The sequence below is a fragment of the Motilibacter deserti genome, from assembly GCF_011250635.1.
GTDB lineage: Bacteria > Actinomycetota > Actinomycetes > Motilibacterales > Motilibacteraceae > Motilibacter_A > Motilibacter_A deserti.
In genome coordinates this window covers 141,518-164,006 of sequence record NZ_JAANNP010000005.1, presented here as the reverse complement: position 1 = coordinate 164,006, position 22,489 = coordinate 141,518, and the positions used below count along the sequence as shown (strand labels likewise).

Annotated in this window: 23 protein-coding genes; 17 read left to right on the top strand and 6 right to left on the bottom strand. The window is 73.6% G+C overall.

From position 1 onward, the window contains the following. Window positions 1–28: 28 nt before the first annotated feature. The gene (locus G9H71_RS11325) at window positions 29–1,210 is read left to right on the top strand and encodes an epoxide hydrolase family protein (protein ID WP_166281798.1); all 1,182 of its coding nucleotides are present in this window, start codon (window positions 29–31) and stop codon (window positions 1,208–1,210) included. A gap of 79 nt (window positions 1,211–1,289) precedes the next feature. Here G9H71_RS11325 and G9H71_RS11320 read toward each other — a convergent pair whose 3' ends face one another. After that, window positions 1,290–3,464: a TIM-barrel domain-containing protein gene (locus G9H71_RS11320; protein ID WP_331272914.1), complete on the bottom strand. Its 2,175-nt coding sequence runs from the start codon at window positions 3,462–3,464 to the stop codon at window positions 1,290–1,292. 212 nt (window positions 3,465–3,676) lie between these two features. After that, window positions 3,677–4,546, bottom strand: coding sequence for a DeoR/GlpR family DNA-binding transcription regulator (locus tag G9H71_RS11315; RefSeq protein WP_331272913.1), 870 nt, complete (start codon window positions 4,544–4,546; stop codon window positions 3,677–3,679). 92 nt (window positions 4,547–4,638) lie between these two features. Here G9H71_RS11315 and G9H71_RS23110 point away from each other — a divergent pair, with 92 nt between their 5' ends. Genes G9H71_RS23110 through G9H71_RS24515 form a run of 5 tightly spaced genes read left to right on the top strand, consistent with a single transcriptional unit; the run spans window position 4,639 to window position 8,431 of the window. Next, complete coding sequence (locus G9H71_RS23110) at window positions 4,639–5,607, top strand: ROK family protein (protein ID WP_196791977.1); 969 nt, start codon at window positions 4,639–4,641, stop codon at window positions 5,605–5,607. After that, the gene (locus G9H71_RS11310; RefSeq protein WP_331272912.1) at window positions 5,604–6,557 is read left to right on the top strand and encodes a 1-phosphofructokinase family hexose kinase; all 954 of its coding nucleotides are present in this window, start codon (window positions 5,604–5,606) and stop codon (window positions 6,555–6,557) included. Before G9H71_RS23110 ends, G9H71_RS11310 begins: the two co-directional genes overlap by 4 nt. Window positions 6,558–6,568: 11 nt before the next feature. Then, entirely contained in the window at window positions 6,569–7,405 is an 837-nt protein-coding gene (locus G9H71_RS11305; RefSeq protein ID WP_166281848.1) for a class II fructose-bisphosphate aldolase, read from the top strand. A gap of 13 nt (window positions 7,406–7,418) precedes the next feature. Further along, window positions 7,419–8,303, top strand: a complete 885-nt coding sequence (locus tag G9H71_RS11300; protein ID WP_166281794.1) for an alpha/beta fold hydrolase — start codon at window positions 7,419–7,421, stop codon at window positions 8,301–8,303. After that, complete coding sequence (locus tag G9H71_RS24515) at window positions 8,300–8,431, top strand: hypothetical protein (RefSeq protein WP_269204606.1); 132 nt, start codon at window positions 8,300–8,302, stop codon at window positions 8,429–8,431. The genes G9H71_RS11300 and G9H71_RS24515 overlap by 4 nt, the downstream gene beginning before the upstream one ends. An 86-nt stretch (window positions 8,432–8,517) precedes the next feature. On the opposite strand, the gene G9H71_RS24510 is transcribed toward G9H71_RS24515, so the two are convergent. Continuing rightward, window positions 8,518–9,585 carry a D-glucuronyl C5-epimerase family protein gene (locus tag G9H71_RS24510; protein WP_166281792.1) on the bottom strand — a complete coding sequence of 356 codons (1,068 nt, stop codon included), beginning with the start codon at window positions 9,583–9,585 and terminating at the stop codon, window positions 8,518–8,520. Window positions 9,586–9,636: 51 nt separating this feature from the next. Beyond that, complete coding sequence (locus tag G9H71_RS25070) at window positions 9,637–10,809, bottom strand: PucR family transcriptional regulator (protein ID WP_196791976.1); 1,173 nt, start codon at window positions 10,807–10,809, stop codon at window positions 9,637–9,639. 186 nt (window positions 10,810–10,995) lie between these two features. On the opposite strand from G9H71_RS25070, the gene G9H71_RS11285 reads away from it, so the two are divergent. The 8 genes from G9H71_RS11285 (at window position 10,996) to G9H71_RS11250 (ending at window position 17,334) form a co-directional block, all read left to right on the top strand. Beyond that, entirely contained in the window at window positions 10,996–11,982 is a 987-nt protein-coding gene (locus G9H71_RS11285; RefSeq protein WP_166281790.1) for a TerC family protein, read from the top strand. A gap of 10 nt (window positions 11,983–11,992) precedes the next feature. Beyond that, window positions 11,993–13,516, top strand: a complete 1,524-nt coding sequence (gene dop, locus G9H71_RS11280) for a depupylase/deamidase Dop (protein WP_166281788.1) — start codon at window positions 11,993–11,995, stop codon at window positions 13,514–13,516. Between the two features lie 107 nt (window positions 13,517–13,623). Further along, window positions 13,624–13,839, top strand: a complete 216-nt coding sequence (locus G9H71_RS11275) for a ubiquitin-like protein Pup (RefSeq protein WP_166281786.1) — start codon at window positions 13,624–13,626, stop codon at window positions 13,837–13,839. Between the two features lie 5 nt (window positions 13,840–13,844). After that, entirely contained in the window at window positions 13,845–14,696 is an 852-nt protein-coding gene (gene prcB, locus G9H71_RS11270; protein WP_166281784.1) for a proteasome subunit beta, read from the top strand. A gap of 86 nt (window positions 14,697–14,782) precedes the next feature. Then, window positions 14,783–15,589, top strand: coding sequence for a proteasome subunit alpha (gene prcA / locus G9H71_RS11265; RefSeq protein WP_166281782.1), 807 nt, complete (start codon window positions 14,783–14,785; stop codon window positions 15,587–15,589). Between the two features lie 11 nt (window positions 15,590–15,600). Beyond that, window positions 15,601–16,137, top strand: a complete 537-nt coding sequence (locus G9H71_RS11260; protein ID WP_166281780.1) for a DUF4240 domain-containing protein — start codon at window positions 15,601–15,603, stop codon at window positions 16,135–16,137. A gap of 26 nt (window positions 16,138–16,163) precedes the next feature. Further along, window positions 16,164–16,853, top strand: a complete 690-nt coding sequence (locus G9H71_RS11255) for an NAD(P)H-binding protein (RefSeq protein WP_166281778.1) — start codon at window positions 16,164–16,166, stop codon at window positions 16,851–16,853. A gap of 64 nt (window positions 16,854–16,917) precedes the next feature. Continuing rightward, window positions 16,918–17,334 carry a ChaB family protein gene (locus G9H71_RS11250; protein ID WP_166281776.1) on the top strand — a complete coding sequence of 139 codons (417 nt, stop codon included), beginning with the start codon at window positions 16,918–16,920 and terminating at the stop codon, window positions 17,332–17,334. A 99-nt stretch (window positions 17,335–17,433) separates the two neighbouring features. On the opposite strand, the gene G9H71_RS11245 is transcribed toward G9H71_RS11250, so the two are convergent. Next, window positions 17,434–17,859 carry a hypothetical protein gene (locus G9H71_RS11245; RefSeq protein ID WP_166281844.1) on the bottom strand — a complete coding sequence of 142 codons (426 nt, stop codon included), beginning with the start codon at window positions 17,857–17,859 and terminating at the stop codon, window positions 17,434–17,436. Window positions 17,860–17,923: 64 nt separating this feature from the next. Then, window positions 17,924–19,810 (bottom strand): putative bifunctional diguanylate cyclase/phosphodiesterase, encoded by a 1,887-nt coding sequence (locus tag G9H71_RS11240; protein WP_166281774.1) that lies wholly within the window; start codon window positions 19,808–19,810, stop codon window positions 17,924–17,926. 360 nt (window positions 19,811–20,170) lie between these two features. Here G9H71_RS11240 and G9H71_RS11235 point away from each other — a divergent pair, with 360 nt between their 5' ends. From G9H71_RS11235 to pafA, 3 genes are all read left to right on the top strand, one after another. Next, window positions 20,171–20,620, top strand: a complete 450-nt coding sequence (locus G9H71_RS11235) for a hypothetical protein (RefSeq protein WP_166281772.1) — start codon at window positions 20,171–20,173, stop codon at window positions 20,618–20,620. Further along, entirely contained in the window at window positions 20,620–20,856 is a 237-nt protein-coding gene (locus G9H71_RS11230) for a hypothetical protein (RefSeq protein WP_166281770.1), read from the top strand. The genes G9H71_RS11235 and G9H71_RS11230 overlap by 1 nt, the downstream gene beginning before the upstream one ends. Window positions 20,857–21,127: 271 nt before the next feature. Continuing rightward, complete coding sequence (pafA, locus tag G9H71_RS11225) at window positions 21,128–22,489, top strand: Pup--protein ligase (protein ID WP_166281842.1); 1,362 nt, start codon at window positions 21,128–21,130, stop codon at window positions 22,487–22,489.

The following is a 22,489-nucleotide window of genomic DNA, read 5'->3' as shown; positions in this document are numbered from 1 at the left end:
TCGGTAGGTCGATCGGTAGGTTGCGCCCATGCCGGACGCCGCGCCCCGCCCCGAGCCGTTCGCCCCGCGTGCCGACCCCGCCGCGCTCGCGGATCTGCGCGCCCGGCTGCGGGCGACGCGCTGGCCCGACGCTCCCGAGGGTGCCGGCTGGTCCCTCGGCGCGGACGTGGGCTACCTGCGCGAGCTCGTGACGTACTGGGCCGAGGAGTTCGACTGGCCGGCGCAGGAAGCGGCGCTGGCCCGGCTGCCGCGCTTCCGGGTGCGGCTCGCCGGCCCGGGCGGGTCCCTCGGCATCCACGTCGTGCACGCCCGGGCCGTCGCCCCGCGCGGCTCGGCGCTGCCGCTCGTCCTGACCCACGGCTGGCCGGACTCGTTCTGGCGCTACAGCAAGGTGGTCCCGCTGCTCACCGACCCCGCCGCACACGGTGGGGACCCGGCCGACGCGTTCGACGTGGTCGTGCCGGACATGCCGGGCTACGGCTACTCCGACCGGCCCGGCGGAGCGCCTCTGGACTCCGTGGCCGTGGCCGGCCTCTGGGCCGAGCTGATGACCGCGCTCGGCTACCCGCGCTTCGGCGCTGCGGGCGGGGACATCGGCAGCCACGTCAGCCGCTACCTCGCGCTCGACCACCCGGACCGCGTCGTGGCCGTGCACCGCACGGACGCCGGCCTCCCGCTGCACCCCGGCGACCCGGCCGAGCTCGCCCCCGAGGAGCGCGCCTGGCTGCAGGAGGCGGCGGCCTGGGGAGGGGCCGAGGGCGCGTACGCCGCCATGCACCGCACCAAGCCGCAGACCGCCGCTGTCGGGCTCACCGACTCCCCGGCCGGGCTGGCCGCCTGGATCGTGGAGAAGATGCGCGCGTGGAGCGACTGCGGCGGCGACGTCGAGCGCAGCTTCACCAAGGACGAGATCCTCACCAACATCACGATCTACTGGCTCACCGGGACGATCGGGTCCGCGATGCGGATGTACTCCGCGAACTCCGCCATCCCGCCCGCGCAGCTCGCCCGCCGGGTGGAGGTGCCGTCGGGCTTCTCGCTCTTCCCCGGCGACATCGTGCGCCCCCCGCGGGCGTGGCTCGAGCGCACCGCGAACGCCGTCCGGATCACCGAGCCCGCGCGCGGCGGGCACTTCGCGCCGTTCGAGGAGCCCGAGCTCTACGTCGAGGAGCTCCGTGAGTTCTTCCGCCCGTTCCGCACTCCGGGCTGACCCGCTCCAACGGGATCGGCTGCGGCTTATCGGACGCGCGGCCGGGAGCGGCCCGGGCGGAGCCGCTCCCGGCCGGCCGCTACCTGCGCTCCGCTCCCTGCCGCAGCCCGGACAACGCGTCCTTCAGCTGCTGGGTCTCGGCGACCCGCTCTCGCACGAACATCGGCGTGACCGACAGCGGCGCCGGGTAGTCGCGTACCCACCGTTCGCCGCGCAGCGTCTGCCCGGTGTACGGGTCGTACCACCGACCCTCGGGCAGGTAGACGTCGCGTGACGTGGCCTGCTCAAGCACGGGCGCGGCCAGCAGCGAGTCGCCGAGCAGCCACTGGTCGTCGAGGGTGTAGGTGGCCTGCTCCTCCGGGAACTCCCAGAACAGCGGCTTCATGATCGGCTCTCCGGTCCCGACCGCCCGCCGCACCTGGGCGAGGATGTAGTCGGACAGGTCGCCGTGGCGCTCCACCGCGGCCTTGTAGAGCTGCACCGTCTCCGCGTCGTACGCCACCTGCCGCCCGGTGGTCCAGTCGGTGACCCCGGTCGGGGCCGTGGAGGAGTACATCAGCGGGGTCAGGGCGGCGGCCTGCGCCCAGCGCACCAGCACCTGCTTGGTCGGCGGTGCCTGGCCGAGCGAGCCGCCGATCATGTCGCTGGTGACGAACGGGTGCCCGACGGTCGAGAGGGCGAGCAGCTGGTGCATGCCGGCCTGCAGGCTGTCCCACCCGGTGCCCTTGTCGATCTCGCGCGTCACGAACCCGCGGGACTGGTTGCCGGTCCAGTGCACGCGGATGCCCATGCCCTGCAGGTCGTACTTGTCCGCGAGCTCGGCGCCGAGCGCCTGGTAGTCCTCCATACCGAGGTCGCTGGTGTAGGGCGCGCACCCGAGGTCGAAGAAGCGGGTGTCGAACTTGAAGCCGTTGACGCCGAGGCTGCTCATGAGGCCGTCGAGCTGGCTCTCGTACCACGCGCGAGCGGCCGGGTTGGCAAGATCGACGATTCCGGCATTCCCGTTCCACCAACGCACCGCGCAGGGCTGGCTCGGGTCCGACGCGGACTTGAGCAGCCAGCCGTTGGCGCGGGCGACCTGGTAGTTCTGCGAGTCGTTGTTCAGCCAGAGGGTCACCCAGAGCCCGAAGTTGTAGCCCATGGCGTGGACCTCGTCGACCATGGCTTTGGGGTCGGGGAACTTCGCGTTGAACGTGAAGTCGCCGTACTTGCTCATCCACCCGTCGTCGAGGCTGAACGTGTGCGCGGGGATGCCGGTCGCGTGCAGCTGCCGGGCCCAGTCGAGGAACCCGGCCTGGGTGACGTTGGTGTAGAACTGCGCCCAGGAGTTCCAGACCGTGGACTGGTACTGGTAGTCCGGCGCGTCGCTCTTCTGCGGCGTGCCCGCGATCTCCTGGTAGTCCGCGTAGACCTGCTTGGGCGTCTCCTCGACGAAGACGGTCTGCCGCAGCGGCTGCCCGTCCGTCACGGCGAAGCCGGCGACGTTGTCCTTGGCCTCGCCCAGCGAGACCGTCATCGTGGACGTCGTGTCGATGAACAGCCCCGAGGCCTTCGACGTGAACCAGAACGGCTCGGTCATCTCGTACGCCGCCGGCCCGAACGCCTCGTCGAGGACGGTGCCGCTGTCGAGCGGCCAGGGCTGGTCGGTGTAGGGGCCGTTGTTCGGTGTCGACGCCTCGCCGTGGCCGTACCAGTGGCCCGACGCGTTCATGTCGTAGTGCGCGGCGAGCTGCGTGGCCCCGGTGCCCTGCACGGCCGCCGTCAGCGCGTACCGGTCCTGCGCCGGCGTCAGCGTGAGCAGCAGGGAGTAGACCGGGTTGCTGGTGTTCGCCACGACGGAGAGCGCGCGCCCGTCCCAGGACGCGGAGCGGACCGAGGTGGCGCTCACCCAACCGCTCGAGCCGGTCGGTCGGAAGTCGAACGACGGCGCGGCGGTGGCCGCGGACGCGGCGTCGGCGGACTGCAGGACGACCTTGCCCAGCCGCTTCGTCGTGAGACGGAGAGTGGCCCGGTCGATCTCGACGCTGTAGCCGCGGGAGTCGGCGGCCCGGTCCGCCCAGACGTTGACCGTGAGCGTCGAGCCGGAGGCGGAGTAGCCGGTCTTGAGGGCGGCCGACGCGGTCGACGCCCCGAGCGGGAGGGTCGTCCCGCCGACGGCGAGGGCCACGGCGAGCAGGCCCGCCCGCGCTCTGCGACGGGGGCGCCGGAGCGGGCGGACGGTCCGGGACGGACGGGGGAGCGGGGGAGCGGTCACGCGGGCAACTCCTTCGGAGTCGGCCGTCCGCACCGGCGTCGAGGCTCGGTGGACGGCGGCGGATAAGTAGCTCCGAGCAACTGCCCCGGGCACGTCGACGGCCTGCGCGAGCTGCGGCGGAGGCCCAGGGGAGGCCGCCACCAAAACACCGCATGCACAGTGATGTCAATATCTGGGCAGAAAGCTGCACCACTGCGCAAACGAGCGGGCCATCAGACCCGTTCGACGCGTACTCCAGCCTCTTCGACCGCGCGCACCGCATGCTCGGGTGCTCCCGCGTCCGTCACGAGCACGTTGACCGCCGAAAGGCGGCAGATCAGCGCGAACGCCGACCGCCCGAGCTTGCTGGAGTCGGCCACGACGACGACCGAGCGCGCACGGGCCGCGAGCAGGCCGTTCACCTCCGCCTCGCCCTCGTGCTGGGCGGTGATCCCCCCTGCGACGTCCACGCCGTCCGCGCCGAGGAAGGCGACGTCGAGCCGCAGCCGGGTCAGCGTCTGCCGCGCGAGCGGCCCGGTCAGCTCGTAGGACTGCGGGCGGGCGATGCCTCCCGTCATGACGAGCTTGATGTACGGCCGCACCGTCAGCTCGGCCGCGATGTTCACCGCGTTCGTCACGACCGTCAGCCGCGGCGAGCCGTCCCGCTGCGCGATGTCCGGCCGGGACGCGAGCGCGCGGCTGACCTCGGCCGCGGTGGTGCCACCGTTGATCCCGACGACCTGCCCGGGCTGCACGAGAGCGGACGCCGCCGCCGCGATGCGCTGCTTCTCGGTGGCGTGGCGGGTCGCCTTGTAGCTCAACGGCAGCTCGTAGCCCACGACCGGGGACGCGCCGCCGCGGGCACGGTGGATGAGCTGCTGGCGGGCCAGGTGGTCGAAGTCGCGGCGGATCGTCGCGGTCGAGACGGCGAGGGCCCGGCTGGCCTCCTCGACGCCGACCCAGCCGCGCTGCGTCACGAGCTCGAGCAGGTCGTTGAGCCGCTCGGACTGGTTCACCTCGTCGCTCCCTCCGGTCCGCGTGGGCGCCCAGCCTGCCGCGCCCTGCGTCGTGGCGCGGGCGCTCGCGCCCAGTCGGCGCGCCACGTCCGGGGGCTCTTGAGCCGCGTGCGCGTTCCTGAGTAGTCTGCCGCCGAACCGCTCACGAATGCTTGCTGTGCGCGCCCTGGGAGGTCGCGATGAGCGCTCCGTCGCTGTCCGCCCGCCCCGGGAACCCCGAGCGAACCGGAGACCCCGAGGGCGCCGGTCAGTCTGAGCGCGCCGCCGGGGTCGCGGTGCTCGCCGTCGATGTCGGCAGCAGCCGCATCGACGCGGAGATCCTCGACGAGCGGCTCGCCTGCCTGGCCCGCGCCTCCACCACCACGCCGTCGGCCGGCACGACCGTGACGAGCCCGTCGTCGTCCGCCTCGACGGGCGGTGACCCGACCGCGGACGCGGTCGTCGGCCTCTGCCGCCGGCTCGCCGGCTCCGCGCCCCCGGGCGTCCCGGTCCGCCGGCTGGGCCTCGCCGCCGCCGCGGCCGTCGACACTCGCGCCGTCGCCGCGGCGCTCGCCGTCCCCGTCGTCGTCACCGACGAGGCGACGGCGGCCGGCCTGGCCGAGTGGCGCCACGGAGCGGGCCGCGGGTCCGACGACGTGCTCGTCGTGCTGCTCGACGCCGAGATCGCCGCCGCCGTGATCGCTGATGGCGCGCTGGTCCGGGGACGCTCCGGCCAGGCCGGGCGCCTCGGCCACCTGGGCGTACGCCGCGAGGGCCCGGTGTGCGCATGCGGCCTGCGCGGCTGCCTGGACGTGCTCGCCTCCACCCGGGCCATCGTCGACGCGTACAACGCGCGCAGCCTCACGCCGGTCGCCCGGGCCACCGAGCTGCGCGCGCGGCTCGGCGCAGACCCGGTCGCGAACGAGGTGTGGCGCGGCGCGGCAGCCGCGCTCGCGGAGGCACTGCTCACGGCCTGCGCCCTGCTGGCCCCGGCCCGGGTCGTCCTCGCCGGCGAGCTGGCGGCCACCGGCGAGGCGTGGCTGGAGCCGGTCCGCGCGGGGCTCGCCGCCGCCTCCCCGTGCGTGAGCGTGCCCCCGGTGGTCGCCGCGGAGCTCGGCCCGCGGGCGGGCGTGCTGGGGGCGGCCATGGCGGCCCTGGAGGCGGCGTGATCCTCACCGTCACCGCCAACCCCGCGCTCGACGTGACCTACCGGCTGCCCGCCCTCGCCCCGGGACGCGTGCACCGCGTCCGGGAGGTGCTCGTACGCGCCGGCGGCAAGGGCGTCAACGTGGCCCGGGTGCTGCGGCAGCTGGGCGAGCCCGTGGTGGCGACCGGGCTCGGCGGCGGGCCGGACGGGGCGCGCCTCGTGGAGGAGCTGCGGGCCGAGGGCGTCGAGGCCGACTTCCTCGACGAGCTGCCCGACGTGCGCCGCACGCTCGTGGTCTCCGGCGAGGACGGGGTCGTCACCTCGCTGTGGGAGCCGGGGCGGGCGGCACACGACCCTGGGCGCGCCGCGGACCGGCTCGTGGACGCCGTCGCGGCACGCCTGGCTGCCGCGCGCGCGGTGACCGTCAGCGGCAGCCTCCCGCCCGGCGTCGACGCCGCCCTTCCCGCCCGGATCGCGCGGGCAGGGGCCGCCCGCGGGGTCCCGGTGGTCCTCGACCTCGACGGCGCCGCGCTCGTCGAGGCGGCCCGCGTCGAGGGCTGCGTGCTGATGCCCAACCTCGACGAGCTGGAGGTGCTGGCAGGCGCCCGTCCGCAGAGCGCCGCCGAGGCCGCGGACGCGGTCCGCGAGGTCGTCGCCCGCCCCTCCGGCCCGGCCGCCGTCGTGGCGACGCTGGGCGAGCAGGGCGTGGTCGTGGCGACCCGGCGGCGCGCGGTGCACGCCCGCCCCGTGGAGACGCTCGCGGGCAACCCGACCGGTGCGGGGGACGCCGCATGCGCCGCCGTCGCGCGGGCGCTCGCGGCAGCCGGGTCGGCTGCCGCGCTCGAGCTGCGGCCGCTCGCGGCGGACGTCGTCGCCGTCTCGGCGGCGGCGGTCCTGCGCCCGGTCGCGGGCGAGGTCGACGTCGCGGCCGCCGACCGGTGGCGGCCGCTCGTGCCGGTGGAGGAACTGTGACGCTCGTACCCATGGCCCGGCTGGTCGAGGACGCCCGCGCCGCCGGCCGCGCGATCGGCGCGTTCAACGTCATCGCCCTCGAGCACGCCGAAGCCATCGTCGACGGTGCGGAACGGGCCGGGCTGCCCGTCATCCTCCAGCTGTCGGAGAACACCGCCGACTACCACGGATCGCTGGCCCCCCTTGCGCGCGCGGCGCTACAGATCGCCGAGGACTGCGACGCCGACGTCGTCGTCCACCTCGACCACGCCACCCGCCCCGAGCTCGTTCGGCAGGCCGTCGAGCTCGGCATCCCCTCGGTCATGGTCGACGCGTCGGTCCTGCCGCACGCGCAGAACGTCGGGGTCACCGCCGAGCTCACCCGCGAGTGCCACGAGCAGGGCGTGTGGGTGGAGGCGGAGCTCGGCGAGGTCGGCGGCAAGGACGGCGCGCACGCCCCGGGCGTGCGGACGGAGCCTGGCGAGGCGGCCGAGTTCGTGGCGGTGACGGGGGTCGACGCGCTGGCCGTCGCGGTGGGCAGCTCGCACGCGATGCTGACGCGGGACGCCGTGCTCGACGACGCGCTCATCGCCGAGCTCGCCGCCCGGGCCGGCGTGCCGCTCGTGCTGCACGGGTCCAGTGGCGTGCCCGACGCGGGCCTGGCCTCGGCCGTCCGCCACGGCATGGTCAAGGTCAACATCGCGACCCACCTGAACAAGGCGATGACCGCCGCCGTCCGCGCGGCGCTCGACGCGAACCCGGCGCTCGTCGACCCGCGCAAGTACCTCGGGCCGGGCCGGGCCGCCGTCGCGGCCGAGGTGGCGCGTCTGCTGGGAGTCCTTGCGCCGGACGCCTCAACGGGCGTCTGAGAGGGTCGGGCGCGTGCCGCTGTTGCTGACCGACGCGCTCTCGATCGCGTACGCGGACCACGGGCCGCCGGACGGCCCCGCCGTGCTGCTCTTGCACGGGTGGCCGGACTCGGTCCGCGGCTGGCGCTCGCTCGTCCCCGAGCTCGTCGGCGCAGGCTTCCGGGCCGTCGTGCCGGAGCTGCGCGGCTTCGGCGAAACGTGCTTCAGGTCTTCCTCCACGCTGCGCGACGGCACCGCCGCGGCGCTGGTCCAGGACGCGCTCGACCTGATGGACGCGCTCGACGTCGACCGGTTCGCGGTCGTCGGCCACGACTGGGGCGCGCGCGTCGCCTACCAGCTCTGTGCCGTCGCACCGGCGCGGGTGCGGTCGGCCGCGGCGCTCGCCCTCGCCTACCAGCCGGGCGGGCGGTTCGAGATGCCGTCGTTCGAGCTGGCCCGGCCGTTCTGGTACCAGTGGCTGATGTACGTCGAGGCGGGCGCGCAGGCCGTCCGGGGCGACCCCGTCGGCTTCGCGCGCGAGCAGTGGAGCACCTGGAGCCCGCCCGGGTGGTGGGACGAGGCGGAGTTCGCGGCGACGGCGACCGCCTTCGCCAACCCGGACTTCGCCGCGGTGACGCTGAACGCGTACCGGACGCGCTTCCTGGCCGATGAGCCCCGCGACCCGAGGTACGACGACGTCCGAGGAGCCGTCTCCGGCAGCGGGCGCATCGCCGTGCCCACGCTCATGGTCCAGGGCGTGGCGGACGCGTGCGACCCGCCCGAGTCGTCGGAGGGCCTGGAGGACTGGTTCGACGACTACGAGCGCGTCGTCCTCGACGGGGTAGGCCACTTCCCGCACCGGGAGGCGCCGGGCGCCGTGGCCTCGCTCGTGCTCACGCAGCTGCGCCGCTGGGCGTGACGGGGCACGGCACCATGGTCGCGGGCAAGCAGATCGTGATGTACCTCTCCGGTGGTGCTCATCGGCTGCTGCACGCCGGGCCCACGTGGGCGGGCTGCTTCTGCGCCAGGCCCCCGGCCATCTCCTGACCAGCATTTCCGGCTTCCGTCCGGGCCCCCCGATGATCGGAGGGGGCCCGGACGCTGCCGCGCAGGCCTGCGCGGCCCGCTGGTCCTCAGGCGCGTCCTTCGGCGTGCTCGCGCAGCCCCCAGGCGTTCGCGCCGAACCGCAGGTCGCCCGTGATCTGGCTGAGCAGGTCGAGCTGCCCGGCGTTGACCCCGTGGTACTTCGCCGTGCCGATCTCGGGATAGAGCAGCCCGTAGCTCGACGGCAGGCCGCGCCGGGCGAGCCGTGGCGCCACCGCGAGGGTCGTGGTCAGGGCGCCGTCGAGGATGCGCTTCGCCTCGGCGCTGCCGCTCAGCCGCGCGTACGAGTCGACGCCGAACGCCGCGAAGTTGTGCCCATTGAACGTGAGGTCGCTCGTGCCGCCCGGGAGCGGGTACTCCGCCAGCCACAGATAGCCCTCGTGGGTGTGCACCACCCAGGGGGAGGAGTCCGACGGCGGCACGAGGAAGCTCGCGAACGTCGCGTCGGCCGCCTCGCGCCAGCGCGCCTCCCCGGTGGCCCGGTGCAGCCGGGTGAAGAGCCCGAGCGCCATCCCCTGCGCCATCGCGCTGTACCAGGGAGCGCGCATGGTCTCCTCGACCTTGCCCCCGTGCAGCGGGAAGTCGTAGGCGAAAGGGAAGAACAACGCGCCGTCGGAGAGCTGGGCGCGCACGAGCAGGCGCTCGGCCTGGGCAGTCGCGCGATGCAGGAATCGCACGTCCCCCGTCCGGGAGTGCGCGACGAGGTTGGCCTGGCCGTAGCTCGCCTGGGCCGTCGGGTGCTCCTGCAGGGTGCCGTGGACGCGGACCAGGCGCACTCCGGCCGCGTCGTGCGGCTTCGGGTCCTCCCACGCCGCCGGGCCGATCGACGGTCCCTCCACAGCGCCCGGCACGCTGCCCAGGCCCGAGGTGCGGAAGCCGAGCGGCAGCACGGCCGCGGGCTCGCTCGGGGGAGGCCCGGGCGCTGAGCGGACAGGTGCCATGTCGGCGTCGCCGCGCGTCGCCAGCACCAGCGGCACCCCCGTGGCCGACACCACGGCGACGCCGGCCAGCACCAGCCAGTGCCGCCGGGACGTACGCCCGCCTGCGGGCTCCTGCGCGGCGTCCCCCGCCCCGGCGCGGTCAGAAGCGTCGATCACGATCTGCTAGACGCCTGGCACGCCGGGAAGGTTGCGTGACTCCGGACCGCGTCACCCCGCCCAGCCGAGGAGCCGCGCCCCGACGGCCGCTGTCTGCAACGCGTAGCGCTGTACCGGGTCGTCCAGCGAGTACGCGGTGAGCGCCTCGATCCGCTCGAGCCGGTAGAGCAGCGCGCGGGTGGACAGGTGCAGCAGCCGGGCGGCCTCCGCCTGGTTGCCGCCCGCGTCCGACAGCGCCAGCAGCGTGGCCACGAGCGGCGCGGCCCCGCCGCGGGCCGCCCGCAGCGGGGAGAGGACATGCTCGACCAGGTCGGCGAGCGCCTCCCGGTCGCGCAGCAGCGCCCGGTGGGCGAGCAGGTCGTCGGTCTGCACCAGGCCGGGGGGAAGCTGCAGCCGGTCCGCGACGTCGAGCGTCTCCAGCGCCTCCTGCCAGCCGTCGCGTACGCCCGCCACGCCGGCGCGCGGACGGGTGGCGACGACACGCCAGGGCGTCGTCGGCTCCGCGGTGCGGAGCCGCTCGAGGAGCACGTCGGCCGGCGAGGCCGCGTCGACGCCCGGCACCACGCACGCGAGCAGCCCGTCCTTGCTCGTGACCAGCAGGTCGGTGGTGCCGAGGCGCAACCGGAGCGCAGTCTCGGCCAGCCTCGCCACCCGCCCGCCGTCGACCAGCGGGCCCTCGCCGCGGACGACGAGCACCCGGTGCGGGGCGACGAGCCGCAGCCCCAGCACCTCGATGCGCTCGGACAGGGCCGTCGGGTCCCCGCTGCCGCCGAGCAGGTCGTCCACGAGCTCGCGGCGCAGCGCCTCCTCCCTGCGGGCTGCCTGCCGCCTCGCCTCGTCGTAGCCGAGCGCGACCGCCTGCACGACGTCGTCGGACGCACGGAGCACACCGAGCGCGACCCCCTGCACCGCACCCGCGTTGCCCGCCTCGACGGCGCTGCGCAGCGGAGGGAGGAGCGGCCACACCCGCCAGGCCGCCGAGAGGTAGAGGTCGACCAGGTCGCGCAGCGGAGCGCCCTCCTCGGCCGCCCGCGCGCCCAGGCCGCGGAACGGCTCGATCTCGGCCGGGGTGGGGCGCCGGGCCTCGCGGGCGGCGGTCACGAGGAGGGGCAGGAAGTCGCCGAGCAGCCCCACCCGCAGCGAAGCGTCGTCACCCGCGGCCGCCAGGGCGGCGGCGAGCTCGGTCGCGCCGGCCCCGTCCGTGGACGAGGAGGAGTCCGTCACCGTGCCGCCCCTTCCGGTTCGCGCAAGCCGAGCGATCGCACGCTGCGTGGTACGTGCAGCCTAGCGCCTGCTTGCGTACTCCGCGAAGAGAAGATGCGCAGGCTCGTCATGATCGGACCCGTTGCTGCGCGCTCCGCGCTGGCGAACATAGGTGGAGACGCCGTACCCGACTAACTGGAGGATCGCGTGGACGTCCCCACCTGGGCGTGGGCCGCATTCGGGCTCTTCGTGGTGGCGATGCTCGCCATCGACCTGCTGGCCCACCGCAAGGCGCACGTCATCGAGTTCAAGGAGGCCGCGCGCTGGAGCATTCTGTGGGTGTCGCTCGGCCTCGGCTTCGCCCTGGTCGTCTGGGCCTCGTTCGGCGCGACCGCCGCCGGTGAGTACACCGCGGCGTACCTGCTCGAGAAGAGCCTGTCGGTCGACAACCTGTTCGTCTTCGCGCTGATCTTCGCCTACTTCAAGGTGCCGGCGCAGTACCAGCACCGGGTGCTCTTCTTCGGTGTCCTCGGCGCCCTCGTGATGCGCGCGGTCCTGCTCGGCGTCGGCGTTCAGCTGCTCGACACCTTCCACTGGCTGCTCTACGTCTTCGGCGCCTTCCTCATCTACACCGCGATCAAGATGGCGCGCGACGGCGGCGAGCCCGACGCCGACCCGGGCAAGAGCTTCGCCGTCCGGATGCTGCGCAAGCTGACGCCGGTCAGCGACGAGTACGACGGCCAGAAGTTCTGGACCCGCAAGAACGGCATCCGCATGGCCACCCCGCTGCTCGCGGTGCTCGTGGCGGTGGAGGCTGCGGACCTCGTCTTCGCGGTCGACTCGATCCCGGCGGTCCTCGCGATCAGCGACGAGACGTTCATCGTCTACACCTCGAACGCCTTCGCCATCCTGGGCCTGCGCGCCCTCTACTTCCTGCTCTCCGGGATGATGGGCAAGTTCCACTACCTGGGCATGGGGCTCGCGGTCATCCTCGGCTTCATCGGCGTCAAGATGCTCATCACCGACATCTGGCACATGCCGATCTGGCTCTCGCTGGGCGTCATCGCGGTCGTCCTCACCACCGCCGTGGTCGCGAGCATCAAGCGCCCGCTGCCCGAGGAGGAGGCGCTGGACCCGGCCACGCTGGCGGCCGAGAAGGAGCTGGGCCCGTCGAAGGAGCGCACGGGCGCCTAGGCTCGGTCCCATGACCGCCCGCCGCGTCATGGGGACCGAGACCGAGTACGGCATCAGCGTGCCGGGTCATCCGACCGCCAACGCCACGCTCACGTCGTCCCAGATCGTCAATGCCTACGCCGCGTACCTCGCCGCTGGAGCGAGGGCGCGGCGTGCGCGTTGGGACTTCGAGGAGGAGAGCCCGCTGCGCGACGCGCGCGGGTTCGACCTCTCCCGCGAGGCCGCCGACGCCTCCCAGCTGACCGACGAGGACTCGGGGCTGGCCAACCTCATACTGCCGAACGGCGCCCGGTTCTACGTGGACCACGCGCACCCGGAGTACTCCGCGCCCGAGGTGACGGGGCCGCGCGACGCGGTGCTGTGGGACAAGGCCGGCGAGCGGGTCGTCGCCGCCGCCGCCCGGCTGGCGGCCACGGTGCCCGGGACGCAGCCGGTGACGCTCTACAAGAACAACACCGACAACAAGGGCGCGTCCTACGGCGCCCACGAGAACTACCTGATGCCGCGCTCGACGCCGTTCTCCGAGATCGTGCGGCACCTGACGCCGTTCTTCGTCTCGCGCCAGGTGGTCTGCGGGGCCGGCCGGGTGGGCATCGGCCAGGACGGCCGGGGCAGCGGCTTCCAGGTCAGCCAGCGCGCCGACTACTTCGAGGTCGAGGTCGGCCTCGAGACCACGCTCAAGCGGCCGATCATCAACACCCGCGACGAGCCGCACGCCGTCGCGGACAAGTACCGCCGGCTGCACGTGATCATCGGCGACGCGAACCTCTCCGAGATCTCCACGTTCCTCAAGGTCGGCACGACGTCCGTGGTGCTCGCGATGATCGAGGCGGGCTACCTCGAGGGGTCGGACCTCGCCGTCGCGCGTCCCGTCAACGAGCTGCACGAGGTCTCCCACGACCCCTCGTTGCGCCATCTGATCACGCTGCGCTCGGGCCGCAAGCTCACCGCCGTCCAGCTGCAGATGGACTACGCCGAGCAGGCGCGCAAGTTCGTCGAGGACCGCTACGGCTCCGACGTCGACGACGACACGCGCGAGGTGCTCGAGCGCTGGGAGTCGGTGCTCACCCGGCTCGAGGCCGACCCCATGTCGCTCTCGCGCGAGCTCGACTGGGTCGCCAAGCTGACCCTGCTCGAGGGGTACCGCTCGCGCGACGGCCTGGCCTGGGCCTCGCCGCGGCTGGAGGCGGTGGACCTGCAGTACGCCGACGTCCGCCCCGAGCGCGGGCTCTACAACGTGCTCGTCGGCAAGGGCCGCTTCGAGCGGCTGCTGGACGAGGGCGAGGTCGAGCGGGCCGTCGCCGAGCCGCCCGCCGACACCCGCGCGTACTTCCGCGGGCGCTGCATCGCGAAGTACCCCGAGGCGGTCGCGGCGGCGTCCTGGGACTCGGTCGTCTTCGACCTGCCCGGCCACGACTCCCTGCAACGGGTGCCGACCCTGGAGCCGCTGCGCGGGACGCGTGCGCACGTCGGGGCGCTGCTCGAGCGCTGCGAGACGGCCGAGGAGCTCGTCGCGGCCCTCACCGGCGGATGACGCCCCCACCGGGGCGGTTCCTCTGCGGGTGAACGCCCGTGCCTTTGGGCAGGCCTTGTCGGACGACCTGCCTAGGATCAGGGCAAGGACGCAACTCGGGAGGGTCCATGAGCACTCGGGACACGGGCGGCCAGCGCCGCGAGACCCGGCGCAGCGACGAGGACGAGCAGGTCGAGGAGACGGCCGACTCGGCCGCCTCGGTCGCTGAGCGCAAGGCCAAGCTCGACGACGACATCGACGCGATCCTCGACGAGATCGACGAGGTCGTGGAGTCCAACGCCGAGGACTTCGTGCGCGGGTTCGTGCAGAAGGGCGGGCAGTAGCCCCGATGGCGGACCCGATCGCGACGGCCGGCGTCGGCCGGCTGCCCGCTGCCTTCCTCACCCCCGGCAGCTCCTCCTTCACCGACTTCCTGGGCTCGTACGCCCCTGAGCTGCTGCCGGGACGGCGGACCCCGCCCGCCGTCCCCGTCTCGTCCGAGGCGCCCCACGGCACGACGATCGTCGCCGTGACCTTCGACGACGGCGTGGTCATGGCCGGCGACCGGCGGGCGACGATGGGCAACCTCATCGCGCAGCGCGACATCGAGAAGGTGTTCCACGCGGACGAGTACTCCGCGGTGGGCATCGCCGGTGCCGCCGGGCTGGCCGTGGAGATGGTCCGCCTGTTCCAGGTCGAGCTCGAGCACTACGAGAAGCTCGAGGGCACGACCCTCTCGCTCGACGGCAAGGCCAACCGGCTGGCGACCATGATCCGCGGCAACCTCGCCCTGGCCATGCAGGGGCTCGCCGTGGTCCCGATGCTCGCCGGCTACGACCTCGAGTCCGGGCTCGGCCGCATCTTCAGCTACGACGTCACCGGTGGCCGCTACGAGGAGCACCGCTACCACTCGGTCGGCTCGGGGTCGCTGTTCGCCCGCGGCGCGCTGAAGAAGCTCTTCCGCGACGGGCTCACCGCCGACGAGGCGGTCACCTGCACGGTCCAGGCGCTCTACGACGCGGCGGACGACGACAGCGCCACCGGCGGGCCCGACGTGACGCGCCGGATCTACCCGGTCGTGGCGGTGGTGACCGCAGAGGGCTACCGGAGGCTGTCGGACGAGGAGGTCGGCGGGTTCGTCGCGCGGGTGCTCGACGCGCGCATGGACCGGCCGGGCGGGCCGCAGGCCCCGCTCACCTAGCCGCCGGCGCCCGAGCCGGGACTCGCGAATTCCCGTACATCCGAGAGCACGGACCGTTCAGCACAGTTCGAGGGACGAGGAGCCCGGTGAGCACGCCGTTCTACGTATCGCCTGAGCAAGTCATGAAGGACAAGGCGGACTATGCCCGCAAGGGCATCGCCCGCGGCCGCAGCGTCCTCGTGCTGGCGTACGCCGACGGCATCCTGTTCGTCGCCGAGAACCCGTCGCGCGCGCTGCACAAGATCAGCGAGATCTACGACCGCATCGCGTTCGCGGCGGTCGGCAAGTACAACGAGTTCGAGAACCTGCGCATCGCGGGCGTGCGCATCGCGGACTTCCGTGGCTACGCCTACGACCGGCGCGACGTCACCGGCCGCGGCTTGGCGAACGTCTACGCCCAGACGCTCGGCACGATCTTCACCGAGACGTCCAAGCCCTACGAGGTCGAGCTCGCGGTGGCCGAGGTGGGCGACAGCGAGGACGAGGACCAGCTCTACCGGCTGACCTACGACGGGTCGGTCGCGGACGAGCGGGGCTTCGTCGCCATGGGCGGCCAGGCCGACTCGATCACCTCGACCCTGCAGTCGCGCTACACCCCCGGCCTGCCGCTGCGCGACGCGCTCCGGCTCGCCGTCGAGATGCTGGCGCGCGATCCCTCAGGTGGCCAGGCCCGCGAGCTGCCGCCCGCCCAGCTCGAGGTCGCGGTCCTGGACCGCAACCGGCCGCGGCGCAAGTTCCGCCGCGTCGTGGGCGCTGCGCTCGCGTCATTGCTCGACGGTGAGGTCTCCGACGTCAACGTCGCGCCGGACGACCCGGCGCTGCGCGAGACGCCCGGCCCGACGAAGCTGGCCGGCGGGGCGCACGAGCCGCCGGGGCCGGCGGCGGGGGAGTAGGGCGGGGAGCGATGACCGAAGACGACTTCTGGTCTCTCGTCGAGTCGGCCCGGACGGCGGTCGATGACCCCGTCACGTCGGCGGACGACGTCGCCGAGGAGCTCGTACGCCGGCTGACCGCGCTGCCGCTGGAGCAGATCGTCGGCTTCCAGCGCGTGTTCGACCGGCTGCAGGACGAGGCCTACCGGTGGGACCTGTGGGCGGCGGCCTACCTCGTCAACGGCGGGTGCTCCGACGACGGCTTCATGGACTTCCGTGGGTGGCTCGCCGCGCAGGGCCGGGCCGTGTGGGCCGCGGCGGTGGCGGCCCCCGACTCGCTGGCGGACGTCGTGCCGGCGGGCTTCGACGAGGCGTTCAGCGAGGAGATGCTCTACGTCGCCATCTCCGCCTACGAGGCCGCGGGCGGCGACGAGGACGCCTTCGCCCAGGCCGCCTCCGAGGACGGCGACCCGGTCGACGAGCCGGCCGGCCCGCACGTCGACGTCGAGGACCCGGCGGCGTTCGCCGGCGTGCTCCCGCGCCTCGCGGCCCGCTACCTGCCGGCTTGACGACCGCCGGCCTAGCGGCCGGTTCGATGAAGGAGGCCATCGTGGCGCGACGCGTGGTCATCGCCGGGGCTCACGGACAGGTCGGGCTGCGGCTCGGCCGGCTGCTCGCCGAGCGCGGCGACGAGGTCGTCGGCATCGTCCGCAACCCCGGCCATGTCGACGACCTGCGCGCAGCCGGCGTGGAGCCCACCGTGCTCGACCTCGAGCGGGCCTCCGTGGCGGAGGTCGCGGCGGTGCTGAGCGGCGCGCACGCGGCCGTGTTCGCCGCGGGCGCCGGCCCGGGCAGCGGGCCCGCCCGCAAGGACACCGTGGACCGGGCGGCGGCCGCGCTGCTCGCCGATGCCTGCGAGCTGGCCGGCGTCCGGCGCTACCTCCTGGTCTCCTCGATGGGCGTGGAGTCCGTACGCGGCGGCGGCACGCCCGACGGCCTCGACGAGGTGTTCGTGGCGTACCTCCGGGCCAAGCTCGCCGCTGAGGAGGACCTGCGCGGGCGTGAGCTGGACTGGACGGTCCTGCGTCCCGGCCGGCTGACCGACGACCCGGGCAGCGGGCACGTGCGGTTGGAGGCGTCCGTGCCGCGCGGGGACGTCCCCCGCGACGACGTGGCGGCCGTCCTCGCCGCCCTGCTCGACGACGGCGCCACCGCCGGCGCCGTCCTCGAGGTCGTCGGCGGCGAGCTGCCGGTCGACGAGGCCGTGCGCAGAGTCGTGCTCTGAGCGCCGGTCGCGGGTAGCCCGGTCGGCAGCGGGAAGGCTCCGCGTCGACGAGACGGAGGTCGCCATGCCCGCACGCGAAGAGCTGCCCTCGACCCTGGAGCGGTCGTCGAAGAAGGCCCAGGACACCTGGCTCAAGACGCACGACTCGGCCGTGGAGACGTACGGCGAGGGCGAGCGCGCGCATCGGACGGCGTTCGCGTCGCTGAAGCACTCCTTCGAGAAGGTGGGCGACCACTGGGAGGAGAAGGAGTCCAAGGGCCCCAGCGACGACCAGGCCGCGCGCACCGTGAAGGAAGGCTCGCGGCAGTCGCGCGAGACCGCCGGCGGCGTAGACGCGAACGCGTCCAAGCAGCACCTGATGGACGTCGCGAAGCGGCTGGAGATCAGCGGCCGGTCGAAGATGACTAAGGACGAGCTGGTCGAGGCGATCGGCAAGGCCAACGACCGGGAGACGCGCAAGGCGCGCGAGTCGGGGGACTAGGCCCGGGGCCGCCTGGGCCGCGACCTCGGCGGCGCCAGGGGCACGTGCGCGGCGTCAGGCCACCGCGGACGTGCCCCTGGCACCGCGAAGGTCGGCTGGTCAGCCCTCGACCGGCCTCGCCTCGTGGCCCGGGAGCCCGTGCGTACGCCGGTCCTCCTTCATCTCGGCCTCGTAGATGTGGCGCTGGCCGCCCAGCAGGGCGTCGCGGACCTCGCGCTCGAGGCGCCGGGCCGTGGACCAGTAGCCGTCGTCGTAGTCCTCGACGATCTGGAAGGTCCAACGCCCGGACAGCACGTTGCGCCCGACCAGCTCGGCCTCCACGCGGTCCGCCAGCTCGTTGTGGCCGGCCTTGCGCAGCAGGTCGGCGGCGTCGCCGGCCTTGATGTCGGCCTCGCCGGTGAGCTGGTGGAAGTCGAACAGGCGGCCGCGCGCGCGTTCGACCGTCTCGAGCGCCTCGGTCAGGCGTCCGACGGCTTCCACCGTCGCGTCGTCGACGCCGGCCGGGCGTCGGTGGTCGTCGAGCATGCGCTCCTGGGGCGGCTGGTGCGTCACGGTTGTCCTCGGGTCCGGGGATCGGTCGAGGCGGCTACTACCCACGCAACCGCAGCGGGCCCCCTGCGCCCAGCGCGTCGAGCGCCGCCCGAGACGGCCCGGCGCCGGGCCCGTGCAGGCTCGCCGCGAAGGCGTCGGCGGGGACGGGCCGGCCGAAGAAGTACCCCTGGCCGCGGGCACATCCCAGCCCGCGCAGCACGTCGGCCTGCGCAGCCGTCTCGATGCCCTCGGCCACCACGGTGAGGCCCAGCGCCGTCCCGAGCCCGGTTATCGCTGAGACGATCGTCGTGGACCGCGGGCCGGACCCGAGCGGCTGCACGAACGAGCGATCGATCTTGAGCACGTCCACGGGCAGCGAGGCGAGACGGCTCAGCGAGGAGTAGCCGGTGCCGAAGTCGTCGACCGCGACGTGGGCGCCCAGCTCGCGCACCTCGTGCAGGGAGCGCGTCAGCTGCGGGTCGTCGGTCTCGGTGCTGCTCTCTGTGACCTCGATGACGAGCGCCGTCGGCGGCAGGCCGGCCTCGTCGAGCGCCTCGGCGACCCGGCGCGCGTATCCGCGGTCGCACAGCTCGCGCGCCGAGACGTTGACCGCGACGGAGCGCCGTCCTGCGGGACCGACGGGCCACGTCGCGGCGGCCGCGCAGGCGGCGCGGAGCACGTGCTGCCCGAGGTCGAGGATGATCGCGCGGCTCTCGGCGTACAGGATGAACTGCAGCGGGGGCACGGTCCCGCGCGTCGGGTGCTCCCAGCGCACGAGCGCCTCGGCCGCGGTGATCGCATCCCGGCCCATCCCCACGGCGCCGACCGCCTGCAGGTCCACCACCGGCTGGAAGTGCACGACGAGCTCGCCGGAGGAGATGGCCCGGGCGAGCTCGCGTCCCCGCCCCGCCTCGCCCTCGTGCTGGTTCGCCCGGTTGCGGCCGCTGCGCTTTGCCGCGTAGAGCGCGACGTCGGCCCGGTTGATGAGCATCGACGCGGAGTCGCCGGGCTCCCACTCGGCCAACCCCGCCGAGCACGTGCGCCCCGCGGGCACCGCCTCGCGCAGCGCCTCGACCACGGAGGCGGCGCGCTCGGGCGGGCAGCCGGGCAGCAGGATCGCGAACTCGTCGCCGCCGAAGCGCGCGAGCACCTGGCCCGGGCGCAGCATCGGGCGCCACGCTTGGGCGGTGCTGCGCAGCAGGTGGTCCCCGTGCGCGTGGCCGTCGGTGTCGTTGACCGACTTGAAGTAATCCAGGTCGAGCAGCGCGAGCATCAGCGGCGCAGACGCACGCTCGGCGTCGGCCATCGCCTCGCCGAGCAGCCGGTCGAAGCCGCGCCGGTTGAGCAGCCCGGTGAGCGCGTCCACCTCGGCCGCGCTCGCCGCCCGAGCGAGGTAGGCCGTCACGACGGCCACGACGAGGAACGTCCCGGCCAGCAGCACGCTCTGCGCCACGCTCACGTCGGGCAGCAGCGCGAACGCGGTCGGGCAGGCGATGAGCACCGTGGCCAGGTGCACCGCGGCCCAGCGCCAGCTGAAGACGAAGAACGCGTCCACCGCAACGATGGCGTACAGCGCGGCGTACGCGGTCGACGCGACTCCGCCGCCCGCCACGACGACGGCGAGCGTGATGATGCCGGTCCCGCCGAAGCCGAGCACGTGCTGCAACCAGGCGGGCATGCGCCCTTTGAGCAGCAGCGCCTCGACCAGGCCGAAGCCGACCGCGAGCACCGCCATCAGCCGCAGGGCCGCGACGTCGACGTCGGGCCCCTGCGGGAACGCGAGCGCGGCCAGGGACACCAGGCCGCCGGTGGCGAAGATCGCCCCGGTCGCCTTCGCGAACGTCTCGGGGCCGGCGACGGCGGGGGCGGCGGTGCGGGCCAGCAGCATCTTGGCGTGCCGGCTCACCGCCCGCAGGCGAGCACGCGGGCGACCCAGCGTCAGCATGCCCCCACCTCGACCCGGCCGGCACCCCGTCGGGCCGGCGACCCTCATGCAGTCGGCGGACACGTCGTCTTCCTTAGGCGTGTCTAGAACGAGTCTTCCCCGACGATGGCCCGATAGCCGGGGTAGTCGAGCCGACCGACGTGCACGTCGATGCGCAACCCCTCCAGCCGTCGACGCTGACCGACGTCGACTCATCGAGCCGGACGGGCGAGCCCCGAGCAGGACCGGCAACATCGAAGTCCGAGCGGAATTCGGATCTCCTGCCTCAAAGGCTCTTTTCAGCGGGCGCAGCGCGGGAGCACTCTTCGTGCATCACCCGGATGCCACGGGGGCTCCGGGGATTTACGGGGGAGTGCTCACATGCGAATTCGAGCCGTGATCGTGGCCGCCGCCGCGGCGGCGAGCGTGTTGGCCGGTGCCGCGCCGGCACAGGCCGAGCGCGTCAAGCCGCCGGCGCCGCCCATCGCCGTCGATCTCGAGACCGGCCTGCCGCTCGAGGGTGACCGCGTGGAGTACGGGGCCCAGGAGGTCCCGGCCGGCACGCCCGACGCCCATTTCGACTACGGCACGTGGAAGTGGGTCGTGCCGGTCGCCACCGTCTACTTCAACCGCCGGGAGACCGCGCAGATCGCGCTGGGCGGCACGGTCATCTCCTGGATACCGACGCCGTACACGGTGTGGGGTGGTCGCGCCGTCGCGGCCATCGCCGGGTCGTTCTACGCTTCCGGCGGCTGTCTCGCGGTCAAGGCGGCGCTCGCCGGCGGTTGGCTGGTGCAGGCGCCTTGGTACCACAACGGGAGGTGGTGCTGATGACGTTCCTGATCGCAGTCGTCCCGGCGGTCATCGGGGCCGTGGCCGTGAGCTTGCTCTGGCGCAGGAGGGCGCGGCTGGCCGCAGCCGGTGTCGCGGCGCTCTTCGCGGTCGGGGCCGCCGCTCTTGCGCGGACCGACGACGCCCCCGGCCAGAGCGTCGTGGCCTTCGTGGTCGCCGGCCTCCTCGCCGGCGGCTTCTGCGAGGAGCTGTGGCGGCGACAGGCGCATCGATGACGGCGCGCTCAGCGTTCTGACGGTCCCCGCACCGCCTCCGGCCGGAGGCGGTGCGGGGACCGTGTCGCTGTGTACGGCGGTGCCTGCCTCTTCCGCGTGCCGCTGCGGGCGCGCGTTCGCCCGACGGAGGAGCACGAGCGCTGGGCGGCTCGTCGAGCAGCATCAACGCATAGGCTTGCCTCGGCGGGCCCGGCGTACTCGTCCTGACGGCCGGAACTGGTACGTAGTCCCCGATGCTCAGTGCTCTGACGTGCGGAAACGGGTGATCGACATCGACCGGCGGATCTTCGGCATCGAGAACGAGTACGGCGTCACCTGCACGTTCCGCGGCCAGCGGCGGCTCTCCCCGGACGAGGTCGCTCGCTATCTCTTCCGGCGAGTCGTCTCCTGGGGGCGCAGCAGCAACGTCTTCCTCGCCAACGGCGCCCGGCTCTACCTCGACGTGGGCAGCCACCCGGAGTACGCGACGCCCGAGTGCGACTCGATCTACGACCTGGTCACCCACGACAAGGCCGGCGAGCGGGTGCTCGAGGGCCTCCTCGTCGACGCCGAGCGGCGCCTGCGCGAGGAGGGGATCGCCGGCGACGTCTACCTCTTCAAGAACAACACCGACTCCGCCGGCAACTCCTACGGCTGCCACGAGAACTACCTCGTCGGCCGGCACGGCGAGTTCAGCCGGCTCGCCGACGTGCTGATCCCGTTCCTGGTGACCCGGCAGATCGTCTGCGGCGCGGGCAAGGTCCTGCAGACCCCGCGAGGGGCGGTCTACTGCGTCAGCCAGCGCGCCGAGCACATCTGGGAAGGCGTCTCGTCCGCCACGACGCGCAGCCGCCCGATCATCAACACGCGGGACGAGCCGCACGCGGACGCCGAGCGCTTCCGCCGGCTGCACGTCATCGTGGGCGACGCCAACATGAGCGAGACGACCACCATGCTGAAGGTCGGCGCCACCGACCTGGTGCTGCGGATGATCGAGGCCGGCGTCGTGATGCGCGACCTCACACTGGAGAACCCGATCCGCGCGATCCGCGAGGTCAGCCACGACCTGACCGGGCGCCGCAAGGTCCGGCTTGCCAACGGGCGCGAGGCCAGCGCACTCGAGATCCAGGAAGAGTACTTCACCCGTGCGCGCGACTTCGCCGCCCGTCGGGGGCTCGACGACCCGGTCATCAAGCGGGTGCTGGACCTGTGGGAGCGCACGCTCGAGGCGGTCCGGACCGAGGACCTCGACCTCGTGGGCCGGGAGATCGACTGGGTCATCAAGCTCAAGCTCATCGAGCGCTACCGCTCCAAGCACGGGCTGGCGCTGTCGAGCCCGCGCATCGCCCACCTCGACCTGGCCTACCACGACATCCGGCGCGGACGCGGGCTCTACTACCTGCTGGACGCGAAGGGCCTCGTCGAGCGGGTCACCCGCGACCTGGAGGTGTTCGAGGCGAAGTCGCGGCCGCCCCAGACCACGCGGGCACGGCTGCGCGGGGAGTTCATCAAGCGCGCCCAGGAGCGGCGGCGCGACTTCACCGTGGACTGGGTGCACCTCAAGCTCAACGACCAGGCCCAGCGCACGGTCCTCTGCAAGGACCCGTTCCGCAGCGTCGACGAACGGGTGGACAAGCTCATCGCGAGCATGTGA

What these genes read in the sequence shown, in the direction of transcription:
- G9H71_RS11325 (WP_166281798.1), top strand. Translation starts at nt 29, where the DNA reads ATGCCGGACGCCGCGCCCCGCCCCGAGCCGTTCGCCCCGCGTGCCGAC.
- G9H71_RS23110 (WP_196791977.1), top strand. Translation starts at nt 4,639, where the DNA reads ATGAGCGCTCCGTCGCTGTCCGCCCGCCCCGGGAACCCCGAGCGAACC.
- G9H71_RS11305 (WP_166281848.1), top strand. Translation starts at nt 6,569, where the DNA reads ATGGCCCGGCTGGTCGAGGACGCCCGCGCCGCCGGCCGCGCGATCGGC.
- dop (WP_166281788.1), top strand. Translation starts at nt 11,993, where the DNA reads ATGACCGCCCGCCGCGTCATGGGGACCGAGACCGAGTACGGCATCAGC.
- G9H71_RS11275 (WP_166281786.1), top strand. Translation starts at nt 13,624, where the DNA reads ATGAGCACTCGGGACACGGGCGGCCAGCGCCGCGAGACCCGGCGCAGC.
- prcB (WP_166281784.1), top strand. Translation starts at nt 13,845, where the DNA reads ATGGCGGACCCGATCGCGACGGCCGGCGTCGGCCGGCTGCCCGCTGCC.
- G9H71_RS11260 (WP_166281780.1), top strand. Translation starts at nt 15,601, where the DNA reads ATGACCGAAGACGACTTCTGGTCTCTCGTCGAGTCGGCCCGGACGGCG.
- G9H71_RS11255 (WP_166281778.1), top strand. Translation starts at nt 16,164, where the DNA reads ATGAAGGAGGCCATCGTGGCGCGACGCGTGGTCATCGCCGGGGCTCAC.
- G9H71_RS11250 (WP_166281776.1), top strand. Translation starts at nt 16,918, where the DNA reads ATGCCCGCACGCGAAGAGCTGCCCTCGACCCTGGAGCGGTCGTCGAAG.
- G9H71_RS11245 (WP_166281844.1), bottom strand. Translation starts at nt 17,859, where the DNA reads ATGCTCGACGACCACCGACGCCCGGCCGGCGTCGACGACGCGACGGTG.
- G9H71_RS11240 (WP_166281774.1), bottom strand. Translation starts at nt 19,810, where the DNA reads ATGCTGACGCTGGGTCGCCCGCGTGCTCGCCTGCGGGCGGTGAGCCGG.
- G9H71_RS11235 (WP_166281772.1), top strand. Translation starts at nt 20,171, where the DNA reads ATGCGAATTCGAGCCGTGATCGTGGCCGCCGCCGCGGCGGCGAGCGTG.
- G9H71_RS11230 (WP_166281770.1), top strand. Translation starts at nt 20,620, where the DNA reads ATGACGTTCCTGATCGCAGTCGTCCCGGCGGTCATCGGGGCCGTGGCC.